Origin of the sequence: Aquabacter sp. L1I39 (assembly GCF_017742835.1) — a bacterium.
Taxonomy (GTDB): domain Bacteria; phylum Pseudomonadota; class Alphaproteobacteria; order Rhizobiales; family Xanthobacteraceae; genus L1I39.
The window spans coordinates 1,275,039-1,297,699 of sequence record NZ_CP072392.1 but is presented as its reverse complement, the minus strand read 5'-3'; the positions used below and the strand labels follow the sequence as shown (position 1 = coordinate 1,297,699).

Here is a 22,661-nt window from a genome sequence, read left to right as displayed (position 1 = left end):
TTAGAGTTATGATTTTCAATCGAGCCTGATGGGCTCGGCCTGATGCCCCGAACGTAACGGGCGACCAGCCCGTTCAGGTTGATCCAAGATAGCGGCAATCTCGTCGGCAACCCTGTCGGCTTCGAGCCTGAGCGCTTCGTCTATATGGATATAGCGCTGCGTTACGCCGCGGGCCGCATGACCCAGCAGCGCGGCAATGGTCAGTTCGGAAAAGCCCAGGTCCGCCGCGACGCTGGCAAATGTGTGCCTCAATGTGTGCGGAGTCACGTCGCCCAGCTTCGCGCTGCTACACAGCCGATCGAGGACGCGAACGACGCCGATAAAGTGGCCCTCGCCCCAATCCGCCGGGAAGAAGTACGCTGAATCTGTACTGGGCTGCCCCAGCAAAAGGTCCATAGCTGCGCGGCCTATGACCCGTGTCTGGGCTCCGCTTTTAGTGTCGGGAAAGCGGATCGAACCTTCCTCCGTGTTGAGCCAAAGCCGCTTCACCCCAAGGCCCTCCATTCGCCGAAAGCCCGTCAGGAGCAGGAAGCGGATAGCAGCCAGTCCGGTCGGATGCTCTCCAGCCTCTGCAGCGAAATGCATGGCCTTCCCAAGGCGGGCGATTTCGCTGCGGCTGAGGCGGCGTTCCCGCGCCTTTCCGGCAAGCCTACGAACGCCACGCGCGGGATTGGCGTCGATCTTTCCAAGGCGAACGGCGTGTTCGAAGATGGCATGCAGCGTCGACATGGTGCGCGCGGCTACCCCTTCCCCGCCCGTGGTCGCTCCACCTCGACTGCCCGCGCGAGGTTTGGATGTTCTGCCGACGGCAATATCTGCCTGCGCCCCTTCGATATCCCCGAGCTTCAGCGTGGCAATCAGTCGCCGGCCGAGCAATGGCTTGATGTGAACCTCGATCCGGCTCTTATCCATGGCCAGGGTCGATGCCTTGATGGGGCGACGGCTGCGGCCGAGTATGCGGCCGGCCTCGGCCTCGGCCAGATACCAGTCGCATACCTCGGCAACCGTGATGCCCTTCAGCTTGCTGTCCGGGCTATCCAGCGGGTCGAGACCCTTGGAGACGGCCACCAGCTTTTCATGGGCGATCCGGCGCGCCTCCTCGACCGTCATCAGCCCGTAGCGTCCAATCACGGTGCGACGAGGCCGTCCTTCGGGCGAGCGATACTGGATCACAAAGCTCTTCAGCCCCGAGGGCATGACCTGAACGCCGAAGCCTCGAAGCTCCCGATCCCACGCAAAACTCTCCCGAACCTTGACCCCAACCTTGGAAGGTTTCGGAACTTCCAGCGCGTCGATAAAACGCTTCGTCAGCTTTTCCATAGTGAGTTCAAAGCCCTATCGAAAATTTGCTTAGATTTTACGAGGCTAGCCGGATTCTAATCAAATTCCAAGCTCTCAGAAGCGCAAAATAGCGCATGAAACGCGGCCTTTAGCGCGCACCATTCAAAAAATAATCGTTTGTTTATAGTAGTTTATCGCGCTTTAGCAAACTCGCGGATATTGCAGCGAATGGCTCTCGGGCACCTTGCCAAGGTTGGGGTCGAGGGTTCGAATCTCTTCGCCAGATCCAGTTTCTCTCAAGAAAATCAGATGGTTATAGCCAATCCGCCTTCGGGCGGCTTTCTCTGTTTTTGGCCTTTTACCCACCGGTTACCTACGCAGCAGAAATTCGCGTGTGGAGGCCCGCCTGGCCCCGATCGGCTGGTTGGTGTCCTATTTCTCGATTTGGGAAAAATCGTTGACTTCCCATTTTGGGAATATAGAATTGCGCCATGAGGATCATCGCGCGCAGCACCCTTGTGGCCTTCTGGGAGCTTCATCCTGAGACGAAGGCTCCTCTGGAGCATTGGGAGCGCGTGACGAAGGCGGCGCAATGGAAGAGCGTCGGTGATGTCAAGGCGGTGTTCTCGAAGGCGAAGGCGCTCAACGGCGAGCGGGTGCGCTTCGAGATCCATGGCGGCGACTACCGGCTGATCGTCGCTTTCCATTTCGGGCTGAAGATCGCCTTCGTGAAGTTCATCGGCACCCATGCCGAATATGACCGGATCGATGCCCTCACGGTGTCGCAGTTCTGAGGAGGCCGAGCATGGACATTCATCCCATTCGCACCCCGGCAGACCACAAAGCCGCCCTGGCCGAGATCGAGCGCCTCTTCGATGCCGCGCCCGGCACGCCGGAGGCCGACAAGCTCGATATCCTGGCCACGCTCGTTGAGCGCTACGAGGAGCGCCTGTGGCCCATCACGGATGGCGACCCAGTGGAGATCATTCGCTTCATGATGGAGCAGCGCGGCGAGGGCCAATCGGGCCTCGCCCGGCTCTTCGGTTCGGCGCCTCGCGCCTCGGAAGTCCTCAACCGCAAACGGGCGCTCACCATGGAGATGGTGTGGAAGCTGAACCGGGAATGGCACATCCCGGCCGAGCTGTTGATCCGTCCCTATGAGCTTGCGGCCTGATCAGGCCGCAAGATCGTCATTGTCGGGGAGGGGATTGGCCACCGGCTTGATGGAAGTGCCCTGTAGCTGCTTGACCAGCAGGGTGAGCGGGTTCTCGGCGTCCCCCTGCACCTTCACCTTGTCGTTCAGCAGGCCCAGGTGGCGCATCAGGAGCGTTAGGGCGGCGATCTTGTCGGCGAGCTTGATCTTCTTCACCCGGCCGATGGCAACGCCGTCAGCGCTCGTTATTTCCGTGATCTCCAGGCCAGCCGCACCGATGGAGAGCTTCTTCCACACCCTCAAAACCGAGCGCGTCCATCATCGCCTCTATGCCACTAGGGCCGAAGCGCGACGGGATCTGTTCGGATACATAGAGGGCTTCTACAATTCCCGCCGCCTGCACTCGGCCCTCGGCTACATCAGCTCGACCGAGATGGAACGCAGAGCGGCTTAACCCCGTCCACTTTTTCGGGGGAAGATCAAACAGGACTGCGGGTGTCAGGCCCGGCCGAAAGCCCCGGCAAGAGGCAGGTTGTGGCCGCCGCCGAGCCAGGGCGGGTTTTCGGCATACATCTCCTGGATGAGCTGCTTGACCATGTCGATATGGTGCGAACTGTCCCCGACTCGGTGATTGAGAATGACGGGCGATGTCGCGCGCTCATCATCAATGAGACGATAATGCACATCGGACCGGAGCTGGCGGGCGGAAGAGGGAACGACGCAGACGCCCGCTTCCGCAGCGACAAGCCCGAGCGCGGTCTGAAGCTCGCGCATCTCCAGCACCTCGGCAGGGCGCACATCGCGGCTGTAGAGGAGGCTGAGAACCTGATCCGCATAGCCGGGGCGCGGCTCCTTCGGATAGACGATGAGCTTCTGTGCGGCGAGGGCGCTCACCGGCAGGGGCGTGGTCTCCGACGCCAGAGGGAAGCCACGCGGGATTGCGACCGCGAGCCGCTCCTCGCGCAGCACGATGCCCACCACATTGGGGTCCCCATGGCGGACACGGCCGAAGCCGATGTCGATCCGCCCTTCCTTCAAGGCAGGAATCTGCTGCACGGACACCATTTCGAGAAGCTGGATATCCAGCTCGGGCGCATGCTGACGCAGCTTTCGGACCAGCGAGGGGAGGCCCCCATAGAGCGTGGAGGCCACGAAGCCGATGGAGAGCACGCTGTTCTGGTTGAGTCCGACGCGACGGGTGGCGGTGCGCATCTGCTCCAGCCGCCCGAGCACCTGAAGGGCCTGCTCGTAAAACAGCCGCCCCGCATCGGTCAGGCGCACGGGCCGGCTTTTCCGGATCAGGAGCGCGACCCCCAACTCCTCTTCCAGAAGTTGGATCTGTCTGCTCAGAGGGGGCTGCGCGATATGCAGCACCTCCGCGGCCCGCGTGAAGTTGCGTTCGCGCGCGACGGCGACGAAATAGCGAAGCTGCCTGATATCCATACTATGACACCTCCCACTATAAAATAATCATACCCCCTTCGCTGTGTTGCGATGCAGCATGATGGTCATCATTAGAGTTTTTCTGATTTCATACTTTAAAGGTATAATCTCACACGTAAATGGTCTTGGACGCCGGTGCCGGGTTCGTCGCACGCTGCGTTTCATGAACACCATCTTTGCTCCCCTCGCCCCCCAAAGCGCGCCCACTCCTGCCGTTGAGCGGGTCGAAACCCTGCTGGTGGACCTGCCGACCATCCGGCCTCACAAGCTTTCGGTCGCGACCATGGATGGCCAGACCCTGATGCTGGTGAAGGTCCATTGCAGCGACGGCATCACCGGCATTGGCGAGGGCACGACCATCGGCGGCCTTGCCTATGGTGGCGAAAGCCCGGAGGGCATGAAGCTCGCCATCGACACCTATTTCGCTCCGGTCATGCGCGGCCAGGACGCGACGCGGGTGCAGGCGCTCATGGCCCGCATCGGCAGGATGGTGAAGGACAACAGATTCGCGAAGAATGCGGTGGAAACCGCCCTTCTCGATGCCCATGGCAAGCGTCTCGGCCTTCCGGTCAGTGATCTTCTCGGCGGCCGTCTGCGCGCCAGCCTGCCCGTGGCCTGGACGCTCGCCTCCGGTGACACCGCCCGCGATATCGCCGAGGCGGAACGCATGCTCGATCTGCGCCGGCACCGCATCTTCAAGCTGAAGATCGGGGCGAAACCGCTGCGCGAGGACATCGCCCATGTGGCTGCCATCAAGCGCGCGCTTGGGGACCGTGGTGCCGTGCGCGTCGATGTGAACATGGCGTGGAGCGAAACGCAGGCAGCCCACGGCGTAGCTGCGCTGGCGGATGCGGGATGCGAACTGGTGGAGCAGCCGGTCGCCACGGCGGCGGCTCTTGGCCGCCTCGTGCGGCGTTTCCCGGTGGCCATCATGGCGGATGAATCCCTTCACGGTCCCGACTCCGCATTCGAGATCGCCAGGGTGAAGGGCGCCGATGTGTTTGCGGTGAAAACCGCCCAGAGCGGCGGGCTTTTCAACGCCCAGCGGGTGGCAGCCATCGGCGAGGCTGCGGGCATCGAATTGTATGGCGGCACCATGCTGGAGGGGGCCATCGGGACAATCGCCTCGGCGCACGTCTTCGCCACCTTCGCCGGTCTTCAATGGGGCACGGAACTGTTCGGACCGCTGCTGCTGACCGAGGAAATCCTCGCCACCCCGCTGGACTATCGTGAGTTCGAGCTGCGCATCCCCGACGGGCCGGGCCTCGGGCTCGCGCTGGATGAGGACCGCATCGCGTTCTTTGCCCGCGATCGGGTTCGGAAAACCGTCAGCATCGCCGGCTGAGGCGCGCCGCCCGCGCGGTGTGACCCGGCCAGGCAATGCCCAACAAGAATGACATGGAGGAAAACATGACTGTGAGGATATTCGAGCGACCGGACATTCAGGCCTTTCTCAAGACCGTGAGTGGTCTGGATCAGGAGAGCGGCAATCCGCGCGTCAAGCAGATCATCCACCGCATCGTCTCGGACCTGTTCAAGGCCATCGACGATCTCGACATCACTCCCGACGAATACTGGACGGCCATTGCATGGGTGAATGAACTGGGCGCCTGCGGGCAGGCCGGCCTCATATCGCCCGGCCTCGGCCTCGACCATTTCCTGGACGAGCGCCTTGATGCCATTGATGCGGCCCTGGGCATCGAGAATCCCACCCCCCGCACCATCGAAGGCCCGCTCTATGTGGCCGGCGCTCCCGTCTGCCAGGGTTTTGCCCGGCTTGATGACGGCAGCGACGAGAACGGCCACACGCTGGTGATGCATGGCACCGTCTTCGGCGCCGATGGCAAGCCTCTGGCCGGCGCGGCGGTTGAAGTGTGGCATTGCGATACGCGCGGCTTCTACTCCCACTTCGATCCCACGGGGAAGCAGGCGCCCTTCAACATGCGCCGCACCATCATCACCGATGCGCAGGGCGGCTACAAATTCCGCAGTATCGTGCCCCATGGCTATGGCGTGCCGCCCGGCAGCCCCACCGAGAAGCTTCTCTCGGCGCTCGGCCGCCACGGCAAGCGGCCCGCGCACATCCATTTCTTCGTCAGCGCAGCCGATCATCGCAAGCTGACCACGCAAATCAACATCGAGGGCGATCCCCTCATCAATGACGACTTCGCCTATGCGACCCGCGACGGCCTGGTGCCGGCCGTGATCGAGCGGACGGACGAGGACTCGATCCACGCCAATGGCCTGAACGGGCCGTTCGCCGAGATCCGGTTCGATATCCATCTGACGGCGCTCGTCGATGGCATCGACAACCAGATCAACCAGATGCGCAACCGCGCCGCTGCCTGACGCTGGCGCGGCATCACCCAAGGACGCGCAGGGCGTGCGCCTGAGCGGCGCAGCCTTGCGGGAGGAGAACTATGTCTAACATCCTGGACAAGGCCCGCGACCTCGAACACCTGCTGTCCACAGCGGTGCAAGACGACAGGGAGCAGGGTGTCTTCCGGTGCCGCCGGGACATCTTCACCAATGAAGACTTGTTTGAACTGGAGATGAAGTACATCTTCGAGAGTAACTGGGTGTACCTGGCTCATGAAAGCCAGCTCCCCGAGGCCAACGATTATTACACTACCTATATCGGCCGCCAGCCGGTGGTGGTGACGCGGGACAAGGCCGGCGCACTGCATGCGGTCATCAATGCCTGCGCGCACAGGGGCGCGATGCTGTGTCGCCGCAAGCACGGAAACAAGGGGAGCTTTACCTGCCCCTTCCATGGCTGGACCTTCTCCAACACCGGCAAGCTGCTGAAGGTGAAGGACGATAAGACCACGCAGTATCCGCCCCAGTTCGGCAAGGACGGCTCGCACGATCTCAAGCGTGTCCCACGTTTTGAGAGCTACCGGGGCTTTCTCTTCGGCAGCCTCAGCGAAGAGGTATCGTCGCTGGAGGACTATTTGGGAGAAACGAAGGCCATCATCGACCAGATTGTCGACCAGGCTCCCGAAGGACTCGAAGTGCTCCGAGGCAATTCGGCCTACATCTATGACGGCAACTGGAAGCTCCAGATGGAGAACGGCTGCGACGGCTACCACGTCAGCTCCGTGCACTGGAACTATGCGGCCACCATGGGCCGACGCAAGGAGGAAGGCACCAAGGCGGTCGATGCGAACAGCTGGAGCCGTTCCGTCGCCGGCGTCTACGGGTTCGAGAATGGCCACATAATGCTGTGGACCAGAACGATCAATCCCGAGGTGAGGCCGGTTTATGGCCGGCGCGATGAGATCCGCAATCGGGTCGGGGCGGACAAGGCGGATTTTATTGTGAACCAAACCCGCAATCTCTGCCTCTATCCCAATGTCTTCCTGATGGACCAGTTCAGCACGCAGATACGCGTGACGCGCCCCATCAGCGTGGACAAGACCGAGATCAGCATCTTCTGCTTCGCTCCCAAGGGCGAGAGTGCGGCAGACCGCGCCCTGCGCATCCGCCAGTACGAGGATTTCTTCAACGTGTCCGGCATGGGCACCGCTGATGATCTCGAAGAGTTCCGCGCCTGCCAGGCGGGCTATGCGGGGACGGCTGCGCTCTGGAACGATCTCTCGCGGGGCGCTCCGCTCTGGATCGAGGGGCCGGATGAGAATGCCCGGCGCATGGGCATCGCGCCGCTGCTCTCCGGCGAGCGGAGCGAGGATGAAGGACTGTTCGTCCGCCAGCACGCCTACTGGGCGCAGGTCATGCGCGAGGCGCTGACGGCGGAGACCGCGGGAGAGGTGGCATGAGCGTCTCCCTCGAAACCGTGCAGGCTTTCCTCTATCGCGAGGCGCGCCTGCTGGACGATCGCGCCTGGGATGAGTGGCTCACCTGCTATGCGCCCGACGTGACCTACTGGATGCCGGCCTGGGATGACGACGACCAGCTCACCGAGGATCCACATTCGCAGATCTCGCTGATCTATTATCCGAGCCGCGACGGGCTGGAAGACCGTGTCTTCCGCATCAAGACGGAACGTTCGGGGGCCTCAACGCCCGAGCCCCGCACCAGTCACGCCGTCACCAATGTGGAAATACTGGAGCGGCGCGGGGAGGAAATCGACCTGCGCTACAACTTCCACACCCTGAACCACCGCTACAAGGTCACGGACCAGTTCTTTGGCACCATTTTCGCAACGCTGCGCGCTACGGGTGAGGGACTGGTGATTTCAAGAAAAAAGATCGTCCTGAAGAACGATTACATCCGGCAGGTGATCGACATCTATCACATCTGACGCCGGCCAGGGATAAGCACGCCAAGGAGGACCCATGGACAGCTACAGCATCGCCCTGAACTTCGAGGATGGCGTGACGCGCATCATCGACTGCAAGGCAGGGGAGAAAGTTTTGGATGCGGCCTACCGCAGCAAGGTCAACCTGCCCATGGACTGTTCCGATGGCGTGTGCGGAACCTGCAAGTGCCGCGCCGAGAGCGGCAGCTACGATCTCGGTGACGACTATATCCCGGATGCGCTGAGCGAGGACGAAGCTGCGGCGGGTCTCGTTCTCACCTGCCAGATGCGGGTGACGAGCGACTGCGTGCTCGCGGTGCCCGTTGCATCGCGGGCCTGCAAGGTGGGGCAGCAGAAATTCGCCGCCACGCTCGCCCGCATTGCCACGCAGGGCGACGCGGCCGTGGTGCTTGAGCTGGATGTGGACCCGGCTGCGGCGGCGCCCGCCTTCCTGCCCGGCCAGTATGTCAACATCGCCATCCCCGGCAGCGGCCAGACACGGGCCTATTCCTTCAGCTCCGCGCCGGGGGAGCGACGCATCAGCTTTCTCATCAAGAAGATTCCGGGTGGCCTGATGAGCACCTGGCTGGAGCAGGCCGTGCCCGGAACCATGCTGGAGCTGACCGGTCCGCTCGGCAGCTTCTATCTGCGGGAGGTGCGCCGGCCGCTCCTGCTTCTGGCGGGCGGCACGGGCCTTGCCCCCTTCCTGTCCATGCTGGAAGTTCTCGCGCGGGCGGGATCGGACGAGACGGTGCATCTGATCTATGGCGTAACCCGAGACCTCGACCTTGTGCTCGTGGACGAGATCGCCGCCTATGCCCGGCGCCTTCCCAACTTCACCTATCGCACTGTCGTCGCGGACGCGGGTTCACGCCACGCGCGCACGGGATGGGTGACGGATCACATGCCGGCGGAGCTGCTCCATGGCGGGGATGTCGATGTCTATCTCTGCGGGCCGCCTCCCATGGTGGATGCGGTGCGCGGACATCTGGAGGGGCTGGGGGTGACGCCCCGCAGCTTCCATTATGAGAAATTCACGCCCGCTACCACGACGTCCCGGTTCGCCGCATGACCGCGCCACTCCACCCCGGACGCTTCGCAGGCAAGGTGCTGGTCGTCACCGGCGCGGCGCAGGGCATCGGCCGTGCCGTGGCCCTGCAGGCCGCGCAGGAGGGCGGGGCGGTGCTGCTGGTGGACCGGGCCGACTTCCTCGCCGAAGTGGTCGCGGAAGCCGGCGCTTCCGCTGCCGGGTTTCAGGCTGATCTCGAAACGTATGACGGCGCAGAGGCCGCCATGCGGTTTGCCGGCGAGCGGTTCGGCGGTGTCGATATCCTCATCAACAATGTGGGCGGCGCCATCCGCATGCGCCCATTCAGCGCATTCGAGCCGGAGCAGATCGATGCGGAAATCCGCCGGTCCCTCCTGCCGACGCTTTACGGATGCCATGCGGTCCTGCCGCATCTTTTCGCGCGCGGCGGCGGCACCATCGTCAATGTGTCGTCCAACGCCACGCGGGGGATCAACCGGGTGCCCTATTCGGCAGCCAAGGGCGGCATCAACGCCATCACACAGTCGCTGGCGATGGAGCTGGCGGAACGCAACATCCGTGTCGTCGCAACCGCCCCCGGCGGCACGGAGGCGCCGCCGCGCCGGGTGCCACGCAACGCCGCCGGCGAGACCGAGGCGGAGAAGTGCTGGATGGCGGATGTGGTGCGGCAGGTGAAGCAATCCAGCTTCATGAAGCGCTACGGCACCATCGCGGAACAGGTGGCGCCCATCCTGTTCCTGGCCAGCGATGACGCGTCCTACATCACCGGCAGCGTGCTGCCGGTGGCGGGCGGGGATCTCGGCTGAACATGCGCGCCGCCTGAAAACCTTCAGGCGTCGCGCTGCGGAGAGAAGGCCATCTGATCGCGGTTGCTTGCTCCGCAGGGATCTCCCTGCGGAGAGGGACCGCTTGCGCTCACCACAAGCCAAAACACCAGGGAGGGATAGGATGCGTACGATAGATGTGAACGAGGCCATCGACGGGAGCCCATTCGGCGGCTTTCAATGGATGGTCGTGGGGCTTTGCGGCCTGCTTCTCATCGTGGACGGCTATGATGTCTTCGTGGCCGGAACGGTGCTTCCCACGCTGATCGCCGAATGGGGGCTCACCAAGCCGCAGGCGGGCGCCCTTCAGGCCTGGGCGCTTTTCGGCATGATGTTTGGCGCTCTCATCTTCGGGCCGCTTGCGGACAAGTTCGGTCGCAAGAGGGGGATCATGCTGAGCTTCCTGCTCTTCACCTCGGCGACGATGCTCACCGGGTCCGCGACCTCGCCCACGGAGTTCAAGATTTTCCGGTTTATTGCCGGGCTGGGTTGCGGAGGCCTGATGCCGAACGCCGTCGCGCTGATGAACGAATACGCCCCACGGCGCCTGCGCGGCACCATGGTGGCGCTGATGTTCTCCGGCTATTCGGTCGGCGGCATCGTGGCGGCGGGCCTCGGCATCGGCCTCATTCCCCACTATGGCTGGAAGCCGATGTTCTTCGTGGCTGCGATTCCGCTGCTTCTTCTTCCTGTGGTCTTCTGGAAGCTGCCGGAATCCCTTGGTTTCCTCATTCGCCAGGGCAAGCAGGCCGAGGCGCGCCGCGTCTTCGGAAGGATCAATCCGGCCGCTGGCCTTGGCCCCGATGACAAGCTGGTCTTCTCCGAGATCAAGGGCGCGTCCGCCTCGGTGTTCGAGCTGTTCCGCCATCAGCGCGCGGTCCCCACCGCCATGCTCTGGATCTCGTTCTTCTGCTGCCTGCTGCTGGTGTATCTTCTGTCGTCCTGGCTGCCCAAGGTGCTTCAGGAGGCCGGCTATGCGGAGCGTGCGAGCCTCCTCAGCCTCGTCTCGCTCAATTTCGGCGGCATGGCGGGGGCCATCATGGGCGGCTGGCTGGGAGACCGGTTCGGCCTGCCCAAAGTGGTGGTCGGCTTCTTCTTCGCTGCCGCGGTGTCCATTGTCCTGATCGGCTTCAATCTGCCGGCGGCTGTGCTGTTCCTGATGGTCTTCGTCGCCGGGGCAACCACCATCGGCACGCAGATCCTGCTCTATGCCAGCGTGGCGCAGCTCTACAACCTCTCGGTCCGCTCGACAGGTCTCGGCTGGGCGTCCGGCGTCGGACGGATTGGAGCGATCGTGGGTCCGACCTTCGGGGGCATGCTGCTGGCCATGGAACTGCCGCTTCAGCAGAATTTCATGATCTTTGCGGCTCCGGCGGCAATCTCGCTTGTCGCGATGCTCGTCTTTACGGTGACCGCCGCGAACCGGGCGCGGACGGTGGCCCTCGCGGCGACCTGATATCTGGGGCTGCCGGAAACCTCCCGGCAGCCCCAGATGGAGGCCGCCTGCAAAGCCGTCTCGATGTCGACTTCACGACTGTGGCGCGCGGTTATGTGGAAGCCCAGAAGCGCGGGCTGGTGGAAAGCAGGGTCAGTCAGGGAACGTTCGTGTGCGGCCTGCCCAAGGCCGGGCCGCATCCCCGCACGGCGCGCCCGGATCTCGTCGATCTCACCATGAACCTGCCACCGGAGCCGGATGATCCCGATCTCGTGGCGCGGATGCAGGAGGGGCTGGCGGAAGTGAGCCGTGATCTCCTGGCACTTCTGAGCTACCATAGCTTCGGCGGCGCACCGGCGGACAAGGATGCGGCCTCCGCCTGCCTCGGCTGCCGCGCGCTCGTGCCGGCGCAGGAGCGGGTGTTCGTCACACCCGGCGCCCATGCGGCGCTTGTGGGCATCTTTTCGCTGCTGGCAAAGCCCGGAGATGTGATCCTTTGCGAGGCGCTCACCTATCCCGGCGCCCGCTCCATCGCTGCCCGGCTCGGCATCATTCTGATCGGCCTGCCCATGGACGCCGATGGCATCGCCCCCCCATTGCGCTCGCGGATGCGGTAAAGCGACACCAGCCCAAAGCGCTCTATCTCAACCCCCGCTCCACAACCCCAAGACTTTGCCCATGCCGGAAACCCGCCGGACTGGCATCATCGCGGTCGCCCGCCGCACGGGGCTGAGGATTGTGGAGGATGACGCCTACGGCTTCATTCCCGCCCACGGCCTGCCTCCGCTGGCGGCCATTGCGCCGGATCTCACCTGGCATGTGGCGGGGCTGGCAAAATGCATCGGTGCGGGTTTGCGCGCCGCTTATGTGATCGCGCCCGAAGCGAAGGCGGGCTGGCCTTTCGCAGCGATGCTGCGGGCGGCCCATGTAATGGCTTCCCCGCTCACCACCGCCCTCGCCACACGCTGGATCGAGGATGGCAAGGCCGACACCATCCTGCGCTTCATCCGAGCGGAAACGGCAGCGCGTCAGGCGCTGGCGAAGGAAATCCTCCCCACGGGCACCTTCCGGGCCGATCCGCTCAGCTTCAATCTCTGGGTGGAACTGCCGGAGCCGTGGACGCGCTCTGCCGTTGTCGGCCAAATGCAGGCGACAGGCATCGGTATCGTGGCAAGCGATGCGTTCTCTGCCGACGGCAATCCGCCGGAAGCTGCGCGCGTGTGCCTCGGCGGGTGATCCTCCCCCGAAAAAGTGGACGGGGTTAAGCCGCTCTGCGTTCCATCTCGGCAGGGCTGATATAGCCGAGGGCCGAGTGCAGGCGGCGGGAATTGTAGAAGCCCTCTATGTACCCGAACAGGTCCCGCCGCGCCTCGGCCCGGGTGGCATAGAGGCGATGATGGACGCGCTCGGCTTTGAGGGTGTGGAAGAAGCTCTCCATCGGTGCGTTGTCCCAGCAATCGCCCTTTCGGCTCATGGATGGGGTGATGCCCGCGGTGGCAAGCGCCCCGCGATAGGCCTCGGCAGCATATTGAATGCCGCGGTCCGAATGGTGGATCAGGCCGGGCGGCGGCCTCTGGCGCGCGGTGGCGATGGCGAGGGCTTCCAGCGCGATCTGGGTGTGCAAGGTCTCGCGGATGGACCAGCCGACCAGCTTGCGGGTGTGCATGTCGAGCACGCCGGCAAGGGTGAGCCAGCCTTCGCCTGTGGGGATGTAAGTGAGGTCCGCCAGCCAGACCTGGTTCGGGGTTGAGGTCATGACGTTGCGGGCGAGCCGGTTGGGCGCGATCGGATAGGAATGGCGGCTGTCGGTCGTCCGCGTGCGCCTTGGCACGGCGGCGAGGCCCGGATGCCGGCGCGGCGCATGAGCCGCTCGATCCGGGACCGGCCCACGCGCCGGCCGTGCCCCCTCAGGACCGCATGGATCCGGGGCGCGCTCTAGCGGCCCAAGCGGCGGGCGAAGTGACCAGTCACCGCGGCCGCGGCATTTCGCAGACCTTATCAGACATGGGTGGTTGCCATGGCACCGAACGCGGCTGAACCGAAGGCAAGCACGCGCGCGCCCAGAGCGTCGGAGCAGCGAAATGCCAGACCGCCTTCCTCCCAGGTCTCCACCACCACCGTTTCGCCGGGATAGACTGGCGCGCTGAAGCGTATGTTGAACTGCGCCAGCTCTGATGCGGGCGCATCCAGAAGGATCGCCCGGCACGCGATCCCCGCAAGGGATAGCCCGTGCAAGATCGGAGCGGCGAAGCCTGCCGCCCGCGCGCTTTGCCGATCGACATGCAGGGGGTTCAGGTCGCCGTTGAGGCGATAGATCGCTGCTTGGTTACGTGCGGTGGGCAGATAGCGCACGTGATCGGGCGCGCGCGCCGGCGGGCGAGGAATGGGTGCGAGCCCGGCATCGGAAAGGGCGGGGTCACCCCTCGCATAGCCACCGTCGCCGCGGCAGACATTCACCTGCTCGATCATCGCCAGCAGGCGGCCCGTCTCCGCCTCGAATAGGTGGCGCTCGACCACCACCACGGCACCTGTTTGCTGGCCCCTGTCGGACACCGCGGAAATGCGGCTGCGGCTGCAGACACGGCCCGCTACAGGGATAGGTCCGAGGAGGCGCATGCGCTGCTCCCCGTGGACGACCATGCGCCAGTCGATGCCGTGCTCCGGCTCCCGCATCCAGAAGCCGGGATAGGCCAGTACATGGGCCATGGTCGGCACGGCCTGGAGACCTTCTTCGTAGAGGAAGTGGGTCTCATCTCCGAAGCCCTGTTCCGCGGCGAGGCCAGCCCCCACGCCGAGCGCGTAGAGGATGCACTGGGGGGCCGTGTAGGTCTGCTCACAGCACCCGAGATCGGTCGCCTTGAGCCGGTGGTAGTCGATCATCGTTCCGGTCCTCCCATGCGGATCCGGGGAATTTGTTTCGCCGAATGTCTCGAACGGCTTGAAGCCGGCATGCCGCGATTCGGGGTGGTCTTGACGGTCCTCCGTTGGAGCGACGCTCCCGGCGAAACGGCCGCAACCGGCCCATTGGGAAGATGACGCCAAGGCGGATGGGGCATTGTCCCCGCAGAACGCCTCGTGCTGGCGACGTGTGGCTCTCATCACCTAAGTGCTCTTCCCGCGGCTCGGACCGGATGCCCGCGTCCAGATGCGGTTCATGGCGGCGGAGGCGGTGGAGGCCACGAAAACAGGGCCACGCCATTTCAGTCGCAGCCCCTTTGTCCATCAGCGGTTGGCCTGAGCCTTCGCCTTGTGGTCCAGAAAGGCTTGCATGGCGCTCTGGGGCTCCCCGGTCGTGAATGCCGCGCCGAAGGTCTTCACGCTCGCCGCCACCACTGCGCCCAGGGGCAACTCGTCCCACTGCCGCAGCAGCACCTTTTGAGCCCGGATCACCTGGGGGCCGCAGGCCAGGATCGGCGCGAGGGTCTCCTCCACGCCGGCGTCGAGCGTGTCATCCGGGGTCAGCCTGTCAATGAGGCCCCAGTCGAGGGCCTTGGCGGCGTCGATGCTTTCGCCGGTCAGGATCATCCAGCGGGCCCGCCCCGCGCCGATCAGGCGGGGCATCAACGCCGCGTGGATGACCGAGGGAATGCCGACCTTCACCTCTGGCATGGCGAACTTGGCCCGCGCCGCTGCAACTCGCAGGTCGCACGACATGGCCAATTCCAGCCCGCCACCGATGCACCAGCCGCCGATGCGGGCGACAACCGGCACTGGCAGCGCGCGCACCGCCTCGCACAGGTCCCGCAGCATCGAGATGAAGCGCTCGCCGCTCTCCTGGTCGAGTGTCGCCATCTCGCCGAGGTCGGCCCCGGCGATGAAGCTGCGATCCCCGCTGCCGGTCAGGACGAGCGCGCGCAAGTCTTCCCGCACGGCGAGGCGACCAAGGGCATCCAGCAGTGCGGCCATGACCGGAGTGCTCAGCACATTGGCGCGCCGGGCATTGGTGATGGTGAGGGTGGAGACCCCGTCGGGGCGGTCCGTGAGGGCGCAATATTCGCTTTCCATGGGCTCAGAGCTTCTCGAACTTGATGTCTTCGACGATCTTCGCCCAGGAGGCATTCTGCTTGGCGATCAGGTCGCCAAACGCCTGCGGCGTGGTCCAGGCGGGAAACGCCCCCTGTTTCTCGATGGCGGCCGCCACCTCCGGATCGGCGAGCGCCGTGCGTATGGCCGCGTTCAGCTTGTCGACGATCGGGGCGGGCGTTCCGGCCGGAGCGGCAATGCCGAACCAGGACGGGTTGTTCATCGCTTCGAGCCCCAGCTCCTTGTAGGTGGGTACATCCGGCAGAATGTCCAAGCGCTTCGGCGCGGCCACCGCGAGGGGACGGATCTTGCCCGCGGCGATAAAGGGCGCCGACGAGGGAATGTTGTCGAACACCACCGAGATCTGGCCGGTCATGAGATCGGCGAGAGCGGGACCGAGACCCTTGTACGGGATATGCTGCAACTTGGCGCCCGTGACCGACATGAACAGCTCGCCATTCATATGGCTAAGGCCGCCATACCCCGAGGAGCCGAAGTTGTACTTGCCCGGGTTGGCCTTGATCTCGGCGAGGAAGGCGGCGAAGTCCTTGGCCGGCAGGGACGGGTTCACCACCAACACGTTGGGCACGTCGGCAAGGTTGCTGATCGGCGTGAAATCCTTGACCGGATCGTACCGTTTCTCTTTGTAGACGTTGGGATTGACGGCGTGCGAGCTTTCCACCGCCATGACCAGCGTATAGCCATCCGCTGGTTGCTTCGCGGCGAATTCGGATCCCACCGCGCCGCCCGCGCCTGGCTTATTGAGGACGACGAAGGGCTGGCCGAGTACGCTCGGAAGCTTCTGCGCCACGATGCGAGCGATGATGTCGGTCGTCCCGCCGGGCGCATAGGGCACGATCACTTGAACCGGCCGCTGGGGGTAGCCATCCGGGCTCCCCGCCATCGCGGCGGCGGGCCATAGCGCCAGCAAGGCTCCGGTTACGGCAAGGACCCTCCGGCGTGTCGTCGTGATCATGTCTGCCTCCCTCGAATCTTCTTCTGGTTGCGGGTGTCGTATTTGAGTGCCGGTGGCTCAGGCCACCGCCCTGCGCGCGCGCAGGAATGCGATCTCCCCCTCCGCGAGGCCGAGGTCCGTCAGGATCTCGTGGGTATGTTCGCCGAGCAGCGGCGGCGGCGGCGCGACTTCCCCCGTAACCGGTGGAAGCGCCGGGTTCCGCACGCTCGGAATGTCGCCGATACGGGGATGATGAAGACTCTGCAGCAGATGGCGGTGCTGCACCTGCTCATCTGCAAACACCTCGTGGAGTTGGCGGATCGGACCCCATGGCACGCCGGCCGCCTCCAGCATGCGGCCCCACTCGGCCCGTTCGCGTTGGACAAGGATGCCGGCGATCTCCCGCCGCAGGTCGGGCAGGTGCTCGATGCGGCCCGCATTGGTCTGATAGCGAGGGTCGGTAGCCAGATCGTTCCGCCCCGCGAGGGTGCAGAATCGCTGAAATTGCCCGTCATTGCCGATGGCCAAAATCATGTGACCGTCACGGCAGGTGAACACTTCGTAGGGCGCGCAGTTGGGGTGGGCGTTGCCGGTCCGCGGCGACGGCTCGCCGGAAACAAGATAGTTCATGCCCTGGTTCGCATTGAGCGCGACGCCCACATCAAGCAGCGCGATATCGATCTGCTGGCCTTCGCCCGTGCGTTCGCGTTGCCACAGGGCAGCCTGCACGGCCATGGTGGCATACATTCCGGTCATCAGATCGACGACGGCCACCCCGGTGCGCAGAGGACCCGCACCGGGCAGCCCATCTTGGATGCCGGTGTAGCTCATGAGGCCTGTCATGCCCTGGAACACGTAGTCGTATCCCGGTCGGCCGGCCATGGGCCCGTCCTGGCCGAAGCCAGTGATGGAAACGTAAACCAGTCGCGGATTGACTGACCGCAGGCTCGGATAGTCGAGCCCGAATTTGGCCAGCGAACCGCTCTTGAAATTCTCGATCACGACGTCCGTTTGCGCTGCGAGCCGCCGCACCAGCTCGGCACCTTCCGGCTGCGCGAAGTCGATCGCGATGGAGCGCTTGCCGCGATTGCAGCACAGGAAGTACGCGGACAGCCGCTCCTGCTCCTCCGACATGAGGAAGGGCGGACCCCATCCGCGCGTGTCGTCGCCGGAAGCGATGCCCTCGACCTTGATTACGTCCGCTCCCAAGTCCGAGAGGTTCTGCGCGCACCACGGGCCCGCAAGGATGCGGGACAGGTCGAGAACCCGGACCCCGGCAAGGGCATTTTGCAACGACATCACTCTTCCCCGTTGCCGGGCATGCCGGCCTGAGCGGGAACCTGTGACGGGGGCGGGTCATTGGCCAGCTTAAAGAATGGAAGGGCGCGTTCAGCCATTTGGAATGGCTGGTCCGCCTGCTTCAGCCCGCGAGAGGCGCGGCGATGAGCGGCCAGCAGGCGGCGTTGCGTTGCAGCAAGGCGCTGTCTTGGGCGATGGCCTTCGGCCAGATCCGGCGCGGATCCAGAAGGGATTCATGCAGATCGGCATGTGGATAGAGCCACGGCAGCTTGCTGACCATGTGCGGCGCAATGAGGATGTCGTCCTAGATTGGCACAATGGTGAGCGAAAAGGGCGCCGCCTCGACGCGCGGGCGCGGAGAGGCTGCCCCCATTCCGACCGTTGGTAGTCCCTGCGTAGGCACAGGCGACGCCATGCCCAATAGACGCCGGAGGGAATATCGGCGTCGACGTCCTGGCATAAAGGCTCGTTCTTTCGCCACTTCCCGGAGGGCAAGTTCCAACTGGGTTCCGCGAAGGCTGCCCGGTCACGGCCATCGCACTCGCGACGGTGCCGCAATCGAATGGCGCGGGTCACTCTGCCGTCCGGTGGTGGGTGGTCGGCCGGGCGGGACGCCGAAACTCCCGGCCCGGATCAGACGCGTTGCAGCAGATGATCGACCAGGCTCTTCAGGAATCCGGGGCTGCTGCCGATGTCGCGCACCACGATCTTCAGCTTGCGGTGTGCCCATTCGTCGATCAGCGGAATGGCGATGCAGCTTCTTTCGCTTGCTGCATTGCCGATAACGCTGCGCGGGACCAGAGCGACGCCCACATCAGATGCGACGAGTTGGAGGACCGTGGCGAAGTTCTGGGCGTGGATGCGTACCCTCAGGTGCTTTCCGAGCCGCGCAGCCGTAGCAGAAAGAAATTGGAAATTGCTTGTGGTTCGGTGCATGCACACGAAATCGCAACCAAGCGCTTCATCGAAGCGGATTGCGGAGCGGCCGGCCAGCGGATGCCCTTCGGGAACCACGACGACGAGGTCGTCCTCCGCATAGGGGAACACCTGAAGGTTGCCCGATTCGATCTCGCTCGCCATGATGCCGATGTTGGCAATTCCATCGCTCACCGCGAGTACGATGTCGTCGCTATTGTGCTCTTCCAGCTCGATGTTGACCTGATCATTCGCCACCAAGAAAGCGGCAAGATCCCGAGGAAGGAAACCGTTCAGAGAGCTACTATTGGCGAATAGCCGGATGCTGCCCCGCATGCCCTTCGCGAAGCTGCTCATCTCACCGTGCATGCATTCGAGGTCGGCGAACACCCGCGCCACATGCTTCAGCAGGTTCGTGCCCGCTGGCGTCAGTTCCATGCCCTTGGGCGTGCGCAGGAAAAGCGCCGTGCCCACGGTGCGCTCCAGGTTCTTCAGCCGGTAGCTCGCCGAACCGGGAGACAGGTAGATTTGAGCCGCTCCAGCCGACAGGCTCTCGGTCTCGGCGATCGCTCGAAAGAGCTTGAGGTCGGTGAGATCGTAACGCATGTACGCGGCGGTGGAATCGTATCCCATGGTTGGGATCATAGCCCCCCGGTCAACGGCCGGCGAGAGGGGAGCCTCGCCCAGGGCTGCTGCGAAACCTCTCGTGCTCGCCCCATCGCCGGGCACCGCTCGCATCCGCGACATGTGCCGTTCCTCACCCGTTGAAGCGCCCGCCGCCCTCGGCGACACGGCGGAAGAGCGGAGAGGGCCTCCAATGCGCCCCCTGTGTCTTCTCCCAGGCGTCGATCCGCTCCAGCACGCGCGCCGGCCCCACCGTGTCCGCATAGAACATGGGGCCGCCGCGCGCGGGGGGGAAGCCGTAGCCGTTCACGTAGACCACGTCGATGTCGGAGGCGCGCTGGGCGATGCCGTCCTCCAGGATGTAGGCCGCCTCGTTCACCAGCGCGTAGATGGCGCGCTCCACGATCTCCTCGTCGGAGACTGCGCGCCGCGTGATCCCGGCCTCGCGGGCGCAATCCTCGATCAAGGCATCGACGACGGGGTCGGGGATGGGCGCCCGGCTCCCGTTCTCATATCGGTAGTAGCCGGCGCCCGTCTTCTGGCCGAACCGGCCCAGCTCGCAGATGCGGTCGGCCACCTGGGAGTAGCGCAGATGCTTCGGCCGGGTAGGCGCGAGGCGCTTGCGTGTCGCCCAGTTGATGTCGAGTCCAGCGAGATCGGCCATGGCGAGGGGGCCCATGGCCATGCCGAAGTCCTCCAGGGCCTTGTCGATCTGGCGTGGGCTGGCGCCCTCCTCCAGTAAGAACCCGGCCTCGCGCCAATAAGCGGTGAGCATGCGGTTGCCCACGAAGCCTTCGCACACGCCCACCAGCACGGGCGTCTTGCCGATATGCTGAGCCACCGCCATGCTGGTGGCAATCACTTCCGGCGCCGTCTTGTCGGCCCGCACGATTTCCAGCAGCCGCATCACATTGGCCGGGCTGAAGAAGTGCAGGCCGATGACCGCCTCCGGCCGCGCGGTTGCGGCGGCGACCTCATTGACGTTGAGGCGGGAGGTGTTGGTGGCGAGCACCGCGCCCGGCTTGCAGATGCCGTCAAGCTGACGAAAAAGCGTCTGCTTCACGGCCATGTCCTCGAACACCGCCTCAATGATGAGATCTGCGTCCGCGAGGGCGGCGAGGTCCGTGGTGGGTGAGATGCGCGCGATGCGCGCTTCCATATCCTCGGCAGCGAGACGGCCCTTGGCGACCGTGATGCCGTAATTCTTGCGGATGGCGGACAGGCCGCGTTCCAGAGCGGTGTCCTCGCGCTCCACGAGCGTCACGGGAATGCCTGCGTTGGCGAAGGCCATGGCGATGGCGCCGCCCATGGTGCCCGCGCCGATGATGCCCACCGACTTGACCTCGTGCGGCGCCGCGACGCCGGTGATCCCGGGCACCTTGACGGCCGCTCGCTCGGCCAGGAAGAGGTGGCGGATCGCTTTGGACTCGGTCCCTTCCAGCAGCGTTAGGAACTGGGCGCGCTCGAAAGCGAGACCTGCCTCGAACGGTTGGGTGGCCGCGGCAGCGATCGCTGCGACGGCGGCACGCTCCGCGGCGCCCGTGCGCCGGGCTCCGGACATGCGAGCCTCCTCGCGGGCAATGATCCCATCATCGTCCGCCGGAGCCGGCCGGAGCGCGGCGAGGGGCAGGTCCCCGAGCTCCGCGACCTCCGCGGCGAAGGCGAGCGCCTCCCCGGTAAGGTCCCCCTCTGCGATGCGGTCCACGATGCCGAGCTCCAGCGCGCGGCCGGCGGAGACGGCGGCGCCACCGAGGATCATTTCCACCGCCGCGGCGATTCCCGCGAGACGCGGCAGGCGCTGGGTGCCGCCGCCGCCGGGAATGATGCCGAGCTTGATCTCGGGCAGGCCCACCTTGGCGTCGGGGGCGATGATCCGGTAGTGGCAGCCGAGCGCCAGTTCCAGGCCGCCGCCGAGGGCGACGCCATGGATGGCGGCGATCACCGGCTTCCGTCCGTTCTCGACGGCGCTCAGAATATCCCTGGTCAGCGGCTCCGCTGTGGCGGCGGGGGTGTTGAACTGGCGAATGTCGGCGCCGCCGCAGAACATCCTGCCGGCCCCGCGGATCACCACTGCATCGACCGCCGCATCACCGAGCGCCTTTGCAATGCCGGCGGCGAGGCCCTGTCGCACGCTGTGCCCCAGGCTATTCACCGGCGGGTTGTCGATGGTGAGGAGGGCGACCCTGTTGGCCAGGGCCCAGGTTACGGTGTCGCTCAAGGCGACGGTCGCGAGATCAAGGGTCATGTCGGTATTCCAGAATGTGCGGATTGGCGGTGCCGGTCAGGCGGCTGCGCCCGACGCCGCGAAGCGGCGCAGGTGGAAATCGGCGTCGCCGAGGGTGTGCTGGATGGCGATGAGACGGCGCATGTAGCGGCCGATGGGAAGCTCGTCGGTCATGCCGATTCCGCCGTGCAACTGGACGGCCTTCTCGGCGATATGGCGCGAGGCGACGTCGGCCTTGTGCTTGGCTGCTGAGACCCGCAGGCCGCGCTGTTGCGGGGGCAGATGGAGCGAACTTGAGGCGAGCCAGGCGAGGGAGCGTGCCTCCTCCAGCAGCAGCAATGCATCCACGAGCTGATGCTGAACCGCCTGGAAGCTGCCGACGGTGGCGCCGAACTGCCGGCGCTGCTTGACGTAGGCAAGCACCGCCTCGAACAGGGCGGTCATGATGCCGACACTCTCCGCGCACAAGGCGGCTGCCCCGCGGTCCGCAGCCGCCGCAATGGCCGGCCCCGCCGCGCCTGGCACGCCGACGCTTGCATCCTCCCCCACGCGCACGCCCTCGAATGTGATCTCCGCCGCCGTCCCGCCATGGATGGTGGGATAGGCCAGCGTCCGGACACCGGGTGCGTCTCGCGGCACATGGAAGAGGCAGACGGCCTCTTCGGCGCGAGCGGAGACGAGGAGACCGTCTGCCGCATCGCCTGCGACGACGACACTCTTGTGGCCGTTCAGGACGAATCCGTCCGCATGCCGGGTGGCGACGGTGCCAGGCGTGGAAAGGCCATAGCCAGTCTGCGGCTCGGCCAGCGCCGGAACGAGGAGAAGGTGTCCTTCGGCCATGGCCGGCAGCCATGTGTCCCGCTGGGCTGGGCTTGCAAGATCCGCGATCAGGCATGTGGCCATCACCGCGGCTTCGGGATAGGGCACAGCCACCAGAGCCCGACCCATCTCCTCCATCACGATATGGGTCTCGACGCCGCCAGCTCCGAGGCCGCCCTGTGCCTCCGGCACGAGCAGGCTAAGCAGGCCGGCCTCGGCGAAGGTGGTCCAGAGTCCCGCGTCGCTCCCGGCGATCCCCATCTCGCGCCGGCTGACATGGTGGTGCCGGTCCAGCAGGCGCCGGGTGGTGTCCGCGAGCAGGCGCTGCTCCTCGCTCAGTTGAAGCTGCAAGGCGTC

Annotated in this window: 20 protein-coding genes and 3 pseudogenes; 11 read left to right on the top strand and 12 right to left on the bottom strand. The window is 65.0% G+C overall.

The genetic code is table 11. The features are described from left to right. Positions 1 to 15 precede the first annotated feature (15 nt). Positions 16 to 1,320, bottom strand: coding sequence for a site-specific integrase (locus tag J5J86_RS05710; protein WP_209103906.1), 1,305 nt, complete (start codon positions 1,318 to 1,320; stop codon positions 16 to 18). 452 nt (positions 1,321 to 1,772) lie between these two features. Between J5J86_RS05710 and J5J86_RS05705 the strand changes: the two genes are divergently transcribed. Both J5J86_RS05705 and J5J86_RS05700 read left to right on the top strand, forming a co-directional pair. Beyond that, a complete protein-coding gene (locus J5J86_RS05705; protein ID WP_209103905.1) occupies positions 1,773 to 2,075 on the top strand; it encodes a type II toxin-antitoxin system HigB family toxin in 303 nt (100 codons plus the stop codon). Between the two features lie 11 nt (positions 2,076 to 2,086). After that, positions 2,087 to 2,455, top strand: coding sequence for a helix-turn-helix domain-containing protein (locus J5J86_RS05700; protein WP_209103904.1), 369 nt, complete (start codon positions 2,087 to 2,089; stop codon positions 2,453 to 2,455). Here the strand turns inward: J5J86_RS05700 and J5J86_RS05695 are convergent, their stop codons facing one another. Beyond that, complete coding sequence (locus J5J86_RS05695) at positions 2,456 to 2,731, bottom strand: hypothetical protein (protein ID WP_209105531.1); 276 nt, start codon at positions 2,729 to 2,731, stop codon at positions 2,456 to 2,458. Here J5J86_RS05695 and J5J86_RS05690 point away from each other — a divergent pair. Beyond that, a pseudogene (locus tag J5J86_RS05690) lies at positions 2,706 to 2,888 on the top strand (IS3 family transposase); the annotation flags it as partial. The gene J5J86_RS05695 and the pseudogene J5J86_RS05690 sit on opposite strands and share 26 nt — an antisense overlap. Positions 2,889 to 2,932: 44 nt before the next feature. Here the strand turns inward: J5J86_RS05690 and J5J86_RS05685 are convergent. Beyond that, entirely contained in the window at positions 2,933 to 3,877 is a 945-nt protein-coding gene (locus J5J86_RS05685) for a LysR family transcriptional regulator (RefSeq protein WP_209103903.1), read from the bottom strand. Between the two features lie 163 nt (positions 3,878 to 4,040). On the opposite strand from J5J86_RS05685, the gene J5J86_RS05680 reads away from it, so the two are divergent. From J5J86_RS05680 to J5J86_RS05645, 8 genes and pseudogenes are all read left to right on the top strand, one after another. Further along, a complete protein-coding gene (locus J5J86_RS05680) occupies positions 4,041 to 5,222 on the top strand; it encodes a muconate/chloromuconate family cycloisomerase (RefSeq protein ID WP_209103902.1) in 1,182 nt (393 codons plus the stop codon). Positions 5,223 to 5,287: 65 nt separating this feature from the next. Continuing rightward, positions 5,288 to 6,226 (top strand): catechol 1,2-dioxygenase, encoded by a 939-nt coding sequence (catA, locus tag J5J86_RS05675; protein WP_209103901.1) that lies wholly within the window; start codon positions 5,288 to 5,290, stop codon positions 6,224 to 6,226. 71 nt (positions 6,227 to 6,297) lie between these two features. Further along, complete coding sequence (locus J5J86_RS05670) at positions 6,298 to 7,656, top strand: Rieske 2Fe-2S domain-containing protein (RefSeq protein WP_209103900.1); 1,359 nt, start codon at positions 6,298 to 6,300, stop codon at positions 7,654 to 7,656. Then, entirely contained in the window at positions 7,653 to 8,141 is a 489-nt protein-coding gene (gene benB, locus J5J86_RS05665) for a benzoate 1,2-dioxygenase small subunit (protein ID WP_209103899.1), read from the top strand. Before J5J86_RS05670 ends, benB begins: the two co-directional genes overlap by 4 nt. Positions 8,142 to 8,175: 34 nt before the next feature. Then, the gene (benC, locus tag J5J86_RS05660; RefSeq protein ID WP_209103898.1) at positions 8,176 to 9,210 is read left to right on the top strand and encodes a benzoate 1,2-dioxygenase electron transfer component BenC; all 1,035 of its coding nucleotides are present in this window, start codon (positions 8,176 to 8,178) and stop codon (positions 9,208 to 9,210) included. After that, positions 9,207 to 9,992: a benzoate diol dehydrogenase BenD gene (gene benD, locus J5J86_RS05655; protein WP_209103897.1), complete on the top strand. Its 786-nt coding sequence runs from the start codon at positions 9,207 to 9,209 to the stop codon at positions 9,990 to 9,992. Before benC ends, benD begins: the two co-directional genes overlap by 4 nt. 142 nt (positions 9,993 to 10,134) lie before the next feature. Beyond that, positions 10,135 to 11,466 carry an MFS transporter gene (locus tag J5J86_RS05650; RefSeq protein ID WP_209103896.1) on the top strand — a complete coding sequence of 444 codons (1,332 nt, stop codon included), beginning with the start codon at positions 10,135 to 10,137 and terminating at the stop codon, positions 11,464 to 11,466. Next, positions 11,463 to 12,678: pseudogene (locus J5J86_RS05645) on the top strand (aminotransferase-like domain-containing protein); the annotation flags it as partial. The gene J5J86_RS05650 and the pseudogene J5J86_RS05645, both read left to right, overlap by 4 nt. A gap of 28 nt (positions 12,679 to 12,706) precedes the next feature. Here J5J86_RS05645 and J5J86_RS05640 read toward each other — a convergent pair. From J5J86_RS05640 to J5J86_RS05600, 9 genes and pseudogenes are all read right to left on the bottom strand, one after another. Continuing rightward, a pseudogene (locus J5J86_RS05640) lies at positions 12,707 to 13,377 on the bottom strand (IS3 family transposase); the annotation flags it as partial. 66 nt (positions 13,378 to 13,443) lie between these two features. Beyond that, entirely contained in the window at positions 13,444 to 14,325 is an 882-nt protein-coding gene (locus tag J5J86_RS05635; RefSeq protein WP_209103895.1) for a MaoC/PaaZ C-terminal domain-containing protein, read from the bottom strand. 342 nt (positions 14,326 to 14,667) lie between these two features. Next, on the bottom strand, positions 14,668 to 15,450 hold the full coding sequence (locus J5J86_RS05630) for an enoyl-CoA hydratase (protein WP_209103894.1): 783 nt from the start codon (positions 15,448 to 15,450) through the stop codon (positions 14,668 to 14,670). Positions 15,451 to 15,454: 4 nt separating this feature from the next. Beyond that, on the bottom strand, positions 15,455 to 16,444 hold the full coding sequence (locus tag J5J86_RS05625; RefSeq protein WP_209103893.1) for a Bug family tripartite tricarboxylate transporter substrate binding protein: 990 nt from the start codon (positions 16,442 to 16,444) through the stop codon (positions 15,455 to 15,457). 57 nt (positions 16,445 to 16,501) lie between these two features. Next, entirely contained in the window at positions 16,502 to 17,716 is a 1,215-nt protein-coding gene (locus J5J86_RS05620; protein WP_209105258.1) for a CaiB/BaiF CoA transferase family protein, read from the bottom strand. Between the two features lie 127 nt (positions 17,717 to 17,843). After that, positions 17,844 to 18,002, bottom strand: a complete 159-nt coding sequence (locus tag J5J86_RS05615; protein ID WP_209103892.1) for a hypothetical protein — start codon at positions 18,000 to 18,002, stop codon at positions 17,844 to 17,846. 353 nt (positions 18,003 to 18,355) lie between these two features. After that, on the bottom strand, positions 18,356 to 19,270 hold the full coding sequence (locus J5J86_RS05610) for a LysR substrate-binding domain-containing protein (protein ID WP_209103891.1): 915 nt from the start codon (positions 19,268 to 19,270) through the stop codon (positions 18,356 to 18,358). A 124-nt stretch (positions 19,271 to 19,394) separates the two neighbouring features. Continuing rightward, a complete protein-coding gene (locus J5J86_RS05605) occupies positions 19,395 to 21,506 on the bottom strand; it encodes a 3-hydroxyacyl-CoA dehydrogenase NAD-binding domain-containing protein (RefSeq protein ID WP_247658088.1) in 2,112 nt (703 codons plus the stop codon). A 36-nt stretch (positions 21,507 to 21,542) separates the two neighbouring features. Next, the gene (locus J5J86_RS05600) at positions 21,543 to 22,655 is read right to left on the bottom strand and encodes an acyl-CoA dehydrogenase family protein (RefSeq protein WP_209103890.1); all 1,113 of its coding nucleotides are present in this window, start codon (positions 22,653 to 22,655) and stop codon (positions 21,543 to 21,545) included. Positions 22,656 to 22,661 lie beyond the last annotated feature (6 nt).